This is a genomic window from Psittacicella hinzii (genome assembly GCF_003585885.1).
Taxonomy (GTDB): Bacteria; Pseudomonadota; Gammaproteobacteria; order Enterobacterales; family Psittacicellaceae; genus Psittacicella.
On sequence record NZ_NRHC01000057.1, the window covers coordinates 25333 to 37606 of the forward strand.

Annotated in this window: 10 protein-coding genes, 3 tRNA genes and 1 pseudogene; 12 read left to right on the plus strand and 2 right to left on the minus strand. The window is 31.6% G+C overall.

Translation table 11 applies throughout. The annotated features are described in order from the left end of the window. Positions 1–11: 11 nt before the first annotated feature. Positions 12–461, plus strand: coding sequence for a large-conductance mechanosensitive channel protein MscL (gene mscL, locus CKF54_RS04900; protein WP_119525248.1), 450 nt, complete (start codon positions 12–14; stop codon positions 459–461). Positions 462–604: 143 nt separating this feature from the next. Here mscL and CKF54_RS04905 read toward each other — a convergent pair whose 3' ends face one another. Then, positions 605–1477, minus strand: coding sequence for a hypothetical protein (locus CKF54_RS04905; protein WP_119525249.1), 873 nt, complete (start codon positions 1475–1477; stop codon positions 605–607). A 527-nt stretch (positions 1478–2004) separates the two neighbouring features. Between CKF54_RS04905 and potA the strand changes: the two genes are divergently transcribed. The 5 genes from potA to CKF54_RS04930 are packed head-to-tail and all read left to right on the plus strand — an operon-like array spanning position 2005 to position 5531. Continuing rightward, the gene (gene potA / locus CKF54_RS04910; RefSeq protein ID WP_410454508.1) at positions 2005–3138 is read left to right on the plus strand and encodes a spermidine/putrescine ABC transporter ATP-binding protein PotA; all 1134 of its coding nucleotides are present in this window, start codon (positions 2005–2007) and stop codon (positions 3136–3138) included. Next, on the plus strand, positions 3107–3958 hold the full coding sequence (locus tag CKF54_RS04915; protein ID WP_119525251.1) for an ABC transporter permease: 852 nt from the start codon (positions 3107–3109) through the stop codon (positions 3956–3958). Before potA ends, CKF54_RS04915 begins: the two co-directional genes overlap by 32 nt. A gap of 2 nt (positions 3959–3960) precedes the next feature. Continuing rightward, the gene (gene potC, locus CKF54_RS04920) at positions 3961–4740 is read left to right on the plus strand and encodes a spermidine/putrescine ABC transporter permease PotC (RefSeq protein ID WP_119525258.1); all 780 of its coding nucleotides are present in this window, start codon (positions 3961–3963) and stop codon (positions 4738–4740) included. A 33-nt stretch (positions 4741–4773) separates the two neighbouring features. Then, entirely contained in the window at positions 4774–5211 is a 438-nt protein-coding gene (locus tag CKF54_RS04925) for a type II toxin-antitoxin system RatA family toxin (protein WP_119525252.1), read from the plus strand. 14 nt (positions 5212–5225) lie between these two features. Continuing rightward, positions 5226–5531 (plus strand): RnfH family protein, encoded by a 306-nt coding sequence (locus CKF54_RS04930; RefSeq protein WP_119525253.1) that lies wholly within the window; start codon positions 5226–5228, stop codon positions 5529–5531. Between the two features lie 38 nt (positions 5532–5569). Here the strand turns inward: CKF54_RS04930 and CKF54_RS04935 are convergent, their stop codons facing one another. Further along, a complete protein-coding gene (locus tag CKF54_RS04935; protein WP_119525254.1) occupies positions 5570–7195 on the minus strand; it encodes a Ppx/GppA phosphatase family protein in 1626 nt (541 codons plus the stop codon). A 334-nt stretch (positions 7196–7529) separates the two neighbouring features. Here CKF54_RS04935 and CKF54_RS04940 point away from each other — a divergent pair. The 6 genes and pseudogenes from CKF54_RS04940 to mutM all read left to right on the plus strand — a co-directional run bounded on the left by CKF54_RS04940 (position 7530) and on the right by mutM (position 12257). Next, positions 7530–7622: transfer RNA gene (locus tag CKF54_RS04940), tRNA-Ser, on the plus strand. Positions 7623–7636: 14 nt separating this feature from the next. Further along, positions 7637–7713: transfer RNA gene (locus CKF54_RS04945), tRNA-Arg, on the plus strand. 15 nt (positions 7714–7728) lie between these two features. Continuing rightward, positions 7729–7805: transfer RNA gene (locus CKF54_RS04950), tRNA-Arg, on the plus strand. 210 nt (positions 7806–8015) lie between these two features. Continuing rightward, positions 8016–10448 carry an LPS-assembly protein LptD gene (locus CKF54_RS04955; protein WP_222987523.1) on the plus strand — a complete coding sequence of 811 codons (2433 nt, stop codon included), beginning with the start codon at positions 8016–8018 and terminating at the stop codon, positions 10446–10448. Between the two features lie 41 nt (positions 10449–10489). Continuing rightward, positions 10490–11125: pseudogene (gene yihA / locus CKF54_RS04960) on the plus strand (ribosome biogenesis GTP-binding protein YihA/YsxC); the annotation flags it as partial. A 253-nt stretch (positions 11126–11378) separates the two neighbouring features. Next, on the plus strand, positions 11379–12257 hold the full coding sequence (mutM, locus tag CKF54_RS04965) for a bifunctional DNA-formamidopyrimidine glycosylase/DNA-(apurinic or apyrimidinic site) lyase (RefSeq protein ID WP_119525257.1): 879 nt from the start codon (positions 11379–11381) through the stop codon (positions 12255–12257). The last annotated feature ends 17 nt before the right edge of the window (positions 12258–12274 follow it).

Below are 12274 nucleotides of genomic sequence, written 5' to 3' on the forward strand. Positions count from 1 at the left end.
AGGTTTATAAAATGGGTTTATTTAAAGAGTTTAGAGAATTTGCTTTAAAAGGTAATGTTATCGATTTAGCAGTGGGTGTTGTGATTGGTGGTGCTTTTGGTAAAGTAGTATCATCTTTAGTATCAGACATCATCATGCCTTTAGTTGGTTTATTAACAGGTGGTATCTCATTTAAAGATATGAAATGGCAAGTAACTGATGGCGTTGCTATTACTTACGGTAACTTTATTGATACTATCGTTAACCTAATTATTATTGCTGCAGCTATTTTCTTTGTAATTAAAGCTATGAATAAAATTCGTACTCTAGCTGAAAATGCACTGAAAAAACAAGAAGAAGTTAAAGCTGAAGAAGAAAAAGCAGAAGCTGAAGCTGAAGCTAATAAACTTACTGCTGATCAACAATTATTAACAGAAATCCGTGATCTATTAAAAGCACGTGCTCAAGAGCAAAGTAAATAATTATTTACATAAGTAAAGGTTGCTACCATTTGGTAGCAACCTTTCATCATATTAATAAAGTAAACTAAACTTTTTTAGTTTCCTAAGTTTACCTAGTTCATCTTATCAGTTTAATCTTAACAAGATTAAAATTAGAAACGAAATTAATAGTAGAGAACTCGATAACTAATAAAGAATAAGTTTAAATATAAAATTACACTAGCTAATTTTAGAATAAACCCCGCTAAACTTTTCCATTCCTTGCTAAACGCAACTACTAAATTGACAAGAGCAATAAGAATAAATGAGATTGCATATTGTAATACCTCACGATTACTTATATGTGAGTTATCAGTGAGAAAATCAAATTTAGCAATAATTAGATATAGGAAAAAGCTTAAAGCTAAGATTAGTAATAAAGTCTCAATTACAAGTAATAAATTTTTAAAATTATCTAATCTTGTTTTTGAAAGTATTAAACAGCTATTAGCTAAAGCAACCCCAAGAGCTAACTGTAAGAATGGATTAAAGTACAGTTCGAAACTGAAATCTACGTAAAGGTAATAGATATTTTGTAAGGCAAAAATGACTAGTAAAGCTGGATAAATAGCTATATTGATAAATTTCTTTTCAGCTTCTACAGCTTGCAGGTATTTGTCACTTTGGCTGTCTAAGTTTAATCGAGAGTCTTTATGGAAGAAGAATATAATAGCTACCAGTAGTAACGCTACATAAACTAAAAGTTGAGCTTTAGAGGGATCTCTATAGATAAAGAATGCAAGAACCTCATAGCCAGAGTAACCTACTGTTACTAAAGCTAGTTTACGAAAATTAGAGCTTTGAGTATTACATAAACTTGCATTTTTAAAGCAAACAGTATAGACAAACAAACAGGAAATTACTGCTAAAGTATAAAAAGGTAAGCGGTAGTATTCAGTAAGAAATAAACTTTGCCAATGGATATCAAATCTAGCTAAACCAATAAAAAGCAAAAACAGTAGATAAAAATGGTAGTTATGCTTAAGATGAGAAAGCACTGCGTACTCCTTAGCAATTAATTAGTAAGTATATAAGGAAATTAATTTTTTTCATAAAATGAAATGCTACATAAAAAACTAATTTGTTATATAATATCAGATTGAACTGAGTTTATTAAAATTTTGCAACACAATCTGCGATTTATTGGTCTTTCGCAAAGCTCTAGTGGTTTGTGTCCAAGATTCTAACGGCTTAGAATTTAGATATTAAAGTAATTTTTTACTTTAAATTTCTTAAGAGAATAACCAAGCTTAAGAGCTTGGGCTTTTTTGTTATTAAAGACAAATTAAAAAGGGGAGACGCCCCCTATAGCTGTAGATTTAGTATTAAGAGCAGTAACTTTATTACACTAGAAAAGTAGGCTTTTACACTTACTTTTGTGCTTACTTTCAATGAGTGTTATAAGGAAGTCAAAACTAGGTTCTAGATATCGGTATTTCTTGGTATTTAGAGTTATCCCAATAACGATTAAAACTAAATTTTGTTGGTATATAAACAAATGAATAATAGTTCTGATATTAATTTTGTGAAAGATCAAAAAACAAGTAAGTCTATTGTAAGATTAGAAAATATTTCCAAATCTTATGATGGTAAAACAAATACGATTGAACATTTTAACCTTGATATTGAGCAAGGAACATTCTTAACAATTTTAGGTCCTTCAGGTTGTGGTAAAACGACTGTTTTACGTATGATTGCCGGTTTAGAAACGGTTTCTGGTGGTAATGTATATATTGATAACGTTGATGTAACTAACTTAGGTGCAGAGAAGCGTCAAGTAAATACAGTTTTCCAAAGTTATGCTTTATTTCCTCATATGAATATCTTTAATAACGTAGCTTTCGGCTTAAGAATGCAGAAAGTTCCAGAGAATGAAATTAAAGAGAGAGTGATGGAAGCTTTAGCAATGGTAAAACTTGATAGTTTTGCAGAGCGTATGCCTAGTCAGTTATCAGGTGGTCAACAACAACGTGTTGCAATTGCTAGAGCAGTAGTTAATAAGCCAAAAGTGCTATTACTTGATGAATCTTTATCAGCTTTAGATTACCAATTACGTTTAGAAATGCAAAACGAATTAAAAGCATTACAACGTAAATTAGGAATTAGTTTTATCTTTGTTACTCACGATCAAGAAGAAGCATTAACTATGTCTGATCGTATTATTGTTATGAACAAAGGTAAGATTGTGCAAGATGGTACTCCTAGAGAAATTTATGAGGAGCCTGCAAATCTGTTTGTAGCAGAATTCATTGGAGAGATCAATGTATTTAGTGCTAAAGTTCTAGAACGTATTGATGAAGAAAAAGTTTACGCAGACGTTGAAGGACGTAAATGTGTTATCAATACAAAATTAGATGTATATCCGAATAAAAAACTTTTAGTTTTACTACGTCCAGAAGATTTAATCGTGGAAGAGATTCATCGTTTTGATGAGAATGTAGATGGTATCTATGGACAAATAGTAGACTTAAACTACAAGGGAATGACTTTAGATTCTCGTGTGAAACTAAACTCTGGAAAAGAAATTGTAACTTCAGAATTCTTTAACGAAGATGACCCGTCAATGAATCACAATATTGGGCAAAAAGTTGCAATTACATGGCATGATAGTTGGGAGGTAGTGTTAGATGAAGAGTCTAATAAACCTACTATCGATTAAAAACTTTACAGTATTTTTTATACTATTTTGGCTAGGGTTATTTATTTTAATTCCTGGAATTTTAGTTGTTCTAGTAAGTTTTTTCTCATCTAGTCCAAATGAGTTTTACGAAGCAGTTTTCTCTCTAGAGAGTTATAGCAAGTTAACTGATCCCCTTTATTTAAAGGTTTTCCAAAATAGCTTATACTTAGCTCTGTGCACGACACTAGTAACTTTTATTATTGGTTATCTTTACGCCTTAGCTGTAGTAAATTGCCGTAAAAAATGGCATGCATTATTACTTATTCTAGTAATTCTACCTTTTTGGACTAATAGCTTAGTAAGAATTTATGGTATTAAGAACCTTTTAGGTGCTAATGGCTTTATTAATCAGTTCTTAAAGAGTATAGGTTTAATTGATAAACCATTACAAATTCTTTACACTGATACAGCTGTTATCATTGGTATGGTTTCAATTTTATTACCATATATGATCTTACCTATTTACTCTTCTTTACAGAAGATTGATAGTCGTTTGATTGAAGCGGCTAAAGATTTAGGTGCAGGACCATTCAAGAGATTTACTAAAGTAACTTTCCCTCTATCATTTTCAGGGGTAATCGCAGGTATCACTTTAGTATTCTTACCTTCTATGGGATTATTCTATATCTCAGATCTTCTAGGAGGTCCAAAATCTCTGCTAATTGGTTCGGTTATTAGACAAGAGTTTTTATTTACAAGAAATTGGCCATTAGGGGCTGCATTATCAATTGGTATGATTGCAATCTTAATGTTTACTATGTGGCTTGTTAATAAATTTAAGATAGGTAGAGTAGAGTAATGATCAAAAGAATTTCTATAACGTTAATCATAGCTCTAGTAGTTCTATTTATGTATCTGCCTATTGCTGTGTTGGTGGTAAATAGTTTTAATGCTAACCGCTATGGTATCCGTTGGGATGGTTTTACATGGCGTTGGTATGAAAAGCTGTTTAACAATCAAGATATGATTAACGCGGCTATCCATTCCCTTGTTATTGGTTTTCTGGCAGCAACTATCGTAACTATTATTGGAGCTTTAGTTTCAATAGCTGTATACCGTTACAGATTTAAAGGTAAAAAAGCGGTACAAGGCTTATTACTACTTAATATGATTACTCCTGATGTAGTAATGGCAATCTCACTATTAATCCTTTTTATAGTTTTAGGGTTTTCCCTTGGCTTTGTAACTCTTCTAATTGCACATATCACTTTCTGTTTACCTTATGCGGTAATTGTAATTAGTTCGAGATTACAAGGATTTGATCGAAGAATGTTAGAAGCTGCTAAAGATTTAGGTGCACCTGAAAGAGTAATTTTATTAAAAATAGTGCTACCTTTAATTTTCCCTGCAATAGCAGCGAGCTGGTTATTGTGTTTCATTATTTCTATGGACGATGTAATTATTAGTAGTTTTACTACAGGTCCAGGTTATGAGCCTTTACCAGTTAGAGTATTTTCATTAGTTAAATCTGGAGTTACTCCTGATGTGAATGCTGTAGCAACTATTATGGTTCTTCTTTCGATTGTAGTGGTATCTATTGTTGCTTTTGCCTTTAAAGGTAAACTAAAATTTAATTTTTAAACCTTAATAATTTGAGGTTTAATTTGTAAGATTATGATCGTAGAACATTCGATAGATGTAGAATACACATGTGAACAGATGTTCAATCTGGTAGCAAATTATGAAGATTATCCCATTTTTATAAAAAATTGTAAAAGCTCAAAAACTTTTACGCAAAAGGATAATGAAGTAGTTGCTGAACTAGAGATGTCATTTGCTGGTATTAGCCAAAAGTTTAGTACTCTAACTAAGTTCTATCCAAATGAAAAAATTACTATGGATTTGGCTGAAGGACCATTTGAGAAATTAAGAGGTTTTTGGCTATTTAGTGATATTTCATCAGAAGGATCTGGTAAAAAGACAAGAGTGCAGTTTTATATGGATTATAAAATGAATCTTTTTATCGAGTTTTTAGTAGGAAATAAGTTTAAGCTAGCTATGGTTAATATGGTTGATAGTTTTATTCATAGAGCACAAACTATTTACTCATAATTAGGTAATTTTTTATGCAAAAAGTAGAACTCATTTATGGAGCTTCTCCTAGCAATATTTACATTTGGAAACATAAATACCCTACAGATGAAGTTATAACTGTTGAAAGAGTTGTAAATGATTCAAAAGTATTGCAAATTTATAAATTAGATAAAGAAGCTGTTTCCTATGCAATTTTTGCAGAAAAGGCTAGTCTAGAAGATGTTGTTAAAGACGGAGATAGAGTATCAGTTTTGAGAAATCTTCTCAGACGTAGAAATGAACCTAATCGTGGTAAAGCTGTGCCACATAATCCGAACCGTAAACCAGCGAAGAAATAAAAATAATCCCCTGTCACTTAAGTGATAGGGGATTATTTTTATAATGATTTTATTTCACAGATTAAACCAAATTTATCTAAGGTTTTATTTATGCGAATAAGATTGTCTGAGATATATGGATTACTTGCAAGTTCGTTTTCGTCAATAGCAAGGATTAATTTATCAATTAAACCATTTGCATGGCTAAAATAAACCTTAACAAGACTTTGTTTAATTAGCTTATTAAACGAAGAGAAAGTAAAGTCGTAAGCTAACTCCATTAGTAAAGCTAAACGATTTATTGGATTATTGTAATCGCAATTATTAGCGTTTAAAGCTTCTAAGAATTGATTAATTTGACTTATCTCTTGACTACTAAAGCCATACATAGTTGAATTATTGATAATATAACTAGAATGCTTAACAAAATCGTCGTCAGAAATAGAATGACCTACGAGCATGAAAACACAGTAGTTATAAATATCTTGAGAACTAAATTCTTGTTGAAGGAATTTGTCGTGTTGTACAATCACTAAAGCATGGTGATAGAAATCATTAAACAGTTTATTTACAATCTTAAATTTGTGACGTAAATTTTGTACTGTAACTAGCTTAATTTTTCTAAAGATATCGTGCTTATGATCAGAGTATAAAATACCTTCACGAAGAGCAGAATCAGAGTAAGTTAGTTTTTCAAAATGGAAGGTAGCAAATAAAGCTTTAAGAATTACTAGGCCACCAATTAAAACTAAGCGACCAGAAGCATCAAATCCATGGTACACCAATTGTGCTGAAGATTTATTTAGAAGAATTAACTCTAGTAAATCATCTAAACTTTGAGCATTTAGATAGTTTTGGTTATGATACTTCTCTTGGAAAACTTTAACTTTAGCAAGTAAATCAAGAATAAGCTCTTTATTATAAAGTTGATGATCTTCGCGTGGATTCTCTAATAGATAGGTTAGGCGTTTATCAACATCTTTTAAACCATTTCTTACGCGTAGTAAAGTATTTTTAATTGTACCTGAAGAACCTACGGCGTGTTTACAGTTAACAAAGCTCTGTACGATAGGATTATCTAATTCTTCACGGAAGATATTGCAAGCATCAACGAAAGCTTTATCAAATAATTCTCTGCTAATAATGCCTTCATTAAAATACTTTTGCGTAAATGAAACACAACCTAAATTTTTACTAGTTAAAAATTGTGGTTTTAAATTATCCGAAAGAATAATTTCAGTTGAGCCACCACCTATATCCACAGCAACAAAACGCTCAGTAATAGGATTAGATAGAGCAATACCTTGGAAAATAGTACTTGCTTCTTCTACACCAGACAAAATGTTAATCTTGTGTGGGAAAACTTCTTTAATTTTAGCTAAAAGTTCATTTTGATTTTTAGTACTTCTAATTGTATAAGTAGCATTAGCACGTACTTCAATATTGTCCTCAAAATGACTTATAAATTCTTGAATTGATTTTAAAGCATTACAACAGCGTTCAATTCCTTCAGGTAGTAAGAAATTGTCAGAATTTAAATATTTTGCTAGTTGTACAGTAATATTAAATCTTTTAATTATTGGACGAAATAAGCCTAATTTTCTCGCAATAATTAAATTAAAGCTGTTTGAGCCTAAATCAATTACAGCAATATATTCTTGTGCTGGTGATTTTGAATTAGACATAGTTAAATATTTGATTAAATCTTAAATTATTCTAGCAAAATTATAGCATATTTTTAAATTAAGGTTTTATTTGGCGTTAAATTTATATTTTATATAGCTTAAATTTCAGAGGTATATGTAATAACTTCTTGAGAGGTGGTTGACATAGATTTATTATTTGTTTATAATACACGGGTACTTCGGAGGAAGTTACAAAAAATATTATAGAAAGTTAAGCTTCACTAGTAACAAAAAAATAAATTTACTATTGACTTTTTATTTTAATGAGTATATAATATTCCTCGTTATTTGGGGAACATCATCAAATAAGTGATATCTTAATAAAGTTTTTTACGGTGAGATGGCCGAGAGGCTGAAGGCGCTCCCCTGCTAAGGGAGTATGGGGCCAAAATCTCCATCGAGGGTTCGAATCCCTCTCTCACCGCCATCCTTTTTTAAAGTGCATCCATAGCTCAGCTGGATAGAGTACACGGCTACGAACCGTGCGGTCAGAGGTTCGAATCCTCTTGGATGCGCCATTTCTTTTTTATAGTGCATCCATAGCTCAGCTGGATAGAGTACACGGCTACGAACCGTGCGGTCAGAGGTTCGAATCCTCTTGGATGCGCCATCTTTATTTTAATAAACTAAATTAGTGTATTAATTAAGTTTTTCAGGGCAGTTTTTACTGCCCTTTTTTCGTTTTTAGGTTTTGTTAATTTTCTTATGTTCTCTTCCTGCATATGATAAAATATAGCAAAAATTAATATTTTGAGCTAGCTATAGTAGCAAAACACATATGTTGCACAAAGTTTTTAAATGTAGTAAGCTTTATCTTGGAATGACTGCAGTTATACTAAGTCAAAGCATGGCATTAAATTTAGCGTACGCCGACACTGTTACTACAGATTTTACAAAAAATCTTCCATCTACGGATGTAGATTACTCTAATCCAGATTCGACTAGTGTTTTCTTGTTTAGAAACGTTGAAAACTCTTTAACTTTGTCAGAGTTGGATCGTCGATACCCAGCCTTAAATTATACTTACTATAATACTTTTACTTCCCAAGTATATGAAGCAATTAAGGAAGAACAGATAAAAAAGAGATTTTTATCTAAAGTTCCAACTTCAGATGGGAAAACCTATGACTATAATCAAATACCTATAGTCATTCAAGCGGATTATATGTTTTCTAAAGATCGTGGAGATCAGATTACTTACACAGGTAATGTCTCTATGATCCAAGGTGATCGTCATATAAAGGCTCAAGAAATAGTTTATACCCGTGGAGAAGACGGTAAACAATATATTACTGTAAAAGGTGATGTAAATTTAGCTTCTAATCAATTAGTGTTAGATGCCGATCAAATAGTTGTAGAGTTATTAAATTCAAATACTCAAGAAGTTTCTGCTGATAAAACTACATTTGCTTTAGTGGATACTATTATGCACGGGCAAGCGGAGTCATTAGATTCTTCAGACAATATAACTAAATTAAATAGATCTGAACTATATGCAGGTCCTATTCGTCCTTTTACCTTAAATATTGGTGCTAGTGAAACAATTATCGATATGAATAATCAAGAGCTTACTTTTAAAAGAGCTACAATTCGTATCGGTAAAGTACCTTTAATGTGGTTTCCTTCTTTTAGTGTAAATATTTCAGGTAAGCCACAAACTGGTTTTAAAGAGCCTACAATTGGCTTAAATTCGAATACAGGGTTTAATATTAATATTCCATTTGTCTGGTATATAAACCAGAATATGAAATATACTATTAGCGCTTTTTTTAGTTCGAAATTAGGCTTATTATTAAATAATAACTTAGATTTTGCTACTAAGTATGGTATCACGACCATAAATTATGCTTTCTCAGCACCATTTATGAATCGTAAAGATGATACTTATCGCTACTACTTAGGGGTTAGACACTTAGCAACTTTTGGTGATTATGATTTAAGTTTAAATTACCGCGGAGTTTCTGATAAAAGATACTTCTATGACTATTACAATAATACAGATTCATATTTAACTTCAAACTATAGTCTGTCTTATGCAAAAGATAATTGGTCATGGGATCTTTCGGCTTATACTTTTAAACCAATTTATAATACCGAGAGCAAGGCTTACAACTCTGCTCCAGAGTTTAACTTTAATTATCGTCAACCTTTTGCTTATAACAAATTTAGATTTGCTCTAACAGGACAAGCTGCACACTTATATAATGGTGATGCTGACATTTATACTAAAGCAGATCGTTTTTACTTAAAGAGTTCGATTTTATATTCAGCAACTAACTCTGTATTTAAATCAGATTACTCTTTATCTCAATACTTAAATTTTTATCATCAGTATAATCGTAATACTAATCGTTACGAGAATATCGTGAGATCTGCTCCTGAATTTAAAGCAGAATTTTCAACTAAACTAGTTAGAGATACCTTAGCTTTTGATCGCTATGCCGTAACTGTTACGCCTAGTTTTGGATATACTTTTAGACGTATTAGTAATAAGTATGATGAACGATTCCACAACTATGATTCATCAACGCAATTACCAAGTATTTTAATGGTGCAAAATGGCATCTATAACTATGGTATTGATAGTTTACAAGATGCTAATGATATTAACTTAGGTTATAAAGTCTCTTATATTGATAGATTTTCTGGACAAGATAAATTATCTGCAAGAGTTAATCTAATTCAATCTATTACAAAGTTAAAATACTTAGATATTCAAACCAAACAAAGATATAGTAAATATAAAAGAAATTTAGTCCTAGGTGTTCACTATAATATTGCAGACAAATTTAACTTTGACACTGCCAATATTATCGACTTAACTAAAGGCAACTCCTCTATGGGAGTAGTTTCTTTTAACTACCAGCCTAATCTAACTAATATAGTGCAGTTAAACTATAGATATGCTACTAAGAAGTACCTAGAAGATGCTTTAATTACCTCTTATAGAGATAAAGAAATCAAACAACTAGGTATTGCCTATGTTTGGGATATAAACCCGCAGCTATCTATGTTATTCTCTAACTACATTGATTTAAAAGATCGAAAATTAGTTGATCGTAATATTGCTTTTAACTATGTTTATTATGGTTGGTCTATTAGTATCTCTTATGAAAGACGTAGAGTTGGAGCAAATCAATATGAAAATGGTTTTGATTTCTCTCTAAATCTAATTGGCTTTAATAATAGTTACAATAGTCGTTTTGGTCGTTATATCAATTCTGGTAAAATTCCTTTTGTAGGAAATCGTTAGTAAAAAAAAGGATGGCTACTGTGAAGTAGCCATTTTCTCATATGTTAAAATTAAATTATCAACGTACAAAATTTATTATGAGTTCTCCTTCAATTTCTAAACTACCAATTAATAATGGTTTAGAAGTTGCTTTTGTTGGAGTTTCGAATGCTGGTAAATCATCATTGCTAAATGCTTTATGTAATCAAAAAAGCTTAGCTAAAACTTCAAGTACTCCAGGGAGAACTCAATTAATTAATTTGTTTGCAGTGGCTCCATATGTAAATTTAGTAGACCTACCTGGATATGGTTATGCTGCTGTACCTGAAAAACTCAAAATAGAATGGCAAAAATCTTTAGGAACATACTTAGAAAAGCGTGAGTACTTAGCTGGTATTGTTCTCCTAATGGATTCTCGTCATCCTTTAAAGCCTTTAGATCAGCAAATGCTTCAGTGGTGTGTAGAGTTTTCAGTGCCAGTAGTGGTAGTTTTAACGAAAACTGATAAACTAACCCAATCAGAGTTAATGAAGCAAATTAGAAAAGTAGAAGAAGCTTTAATTGCTTTTACTATTGCGGATGAAAATAATCCAGATCCTCAACCTATTGAAATTATTCCTGTATCATCAATGAAGAAAAGAGGAATTGATAAACTTGCAAATGTGCTCGATAACTGGTTTTCTCCTGTTACGAGCAAGTATGAAGAGATGGGGATTACAGACTTAACTCCACCAGAAAGAGAACAGTTAACTTTACCTGATGAAGTTAAAACTGAAGTAAATACTGGTTTCTTAAGTCAAGCATTATCATCTAAAGAAACTAAAGGTAAAACTAATAAACAAAGGTATAGCCCTACAGCAAGACGTTTAGGTACTTCTAAACCATTTGTAGATCCAAAGAAATTACAAAATAAGAAAAAGTATTTTAAGAAGAGTAAATAGGAGGTAGAAGATGCCTGAATTACCAGAGGTAGAAACTACCGTCAGAGGAATTAGCCCTTTAGTTTTAGGACGTAAAATTGTTCAAATCGTGATTAACAATGATAAGTGCCGTCTTGTGCCTGGAAAAGAATTACTAGAGCAGGTTGGTACAAGCGTGCTAAAGGTCTTTCGTCGTGCTAAGTACGTATGTATAGATAATGGCAAAGGCTACATTGTTATTCATCTAGGTATGTCTGGAAATTTAAAAGTTGTCTCTCAAGACTTAGAAACTTTAAAGCATGACCATGTTCTAATTAAGTTTGATAACAATACAGAACTGCGTTATAACGATCACCGTCGCTTTGGTGGTGTTACGTTTATTGCAAAAGATGATTTTGACAATAATAAGTTATTTGCACACAACGGTCCTGATGCTTTAAGTGAAGAGTTTAATAGAGATTACCTAGTGCATTTCTTGAAAAAGAAAACATTAAGACCAATTAAACTCTTTTTAATGGACAACAAAGTAGTAGTTGGTGTTGGTAATATTTACGCTAATGAATCTTTATATGAATGTGGGATTAACCCATGTACATATGTTGCTGACTTAAGTGAAGAGCAAATGTTTGCCTTAGTTGATAGCATTAAAAGAATATTACATAAGTCAATTCAAGCAGGTGGTACAACTTTAAAAGATTTTGAACAACCTGATGGTAAACCTGGCTACTTTGCTCAAAGCTTACAATGCTATGGAAAAGAGGGAGAGTATAATCAAGAGTATAATGATTACTTCTGCAAAATTGAATTAGGAGGACGTAGCTCCTTTTTCCTCCCGAAAAAGCAACCTTTAATAGGTAGAGCTATAGATAAGTATAGTGAGCTTGTTGAACAAGCACAAAAAGCAAAATAATATAAAAGAGATCGGTT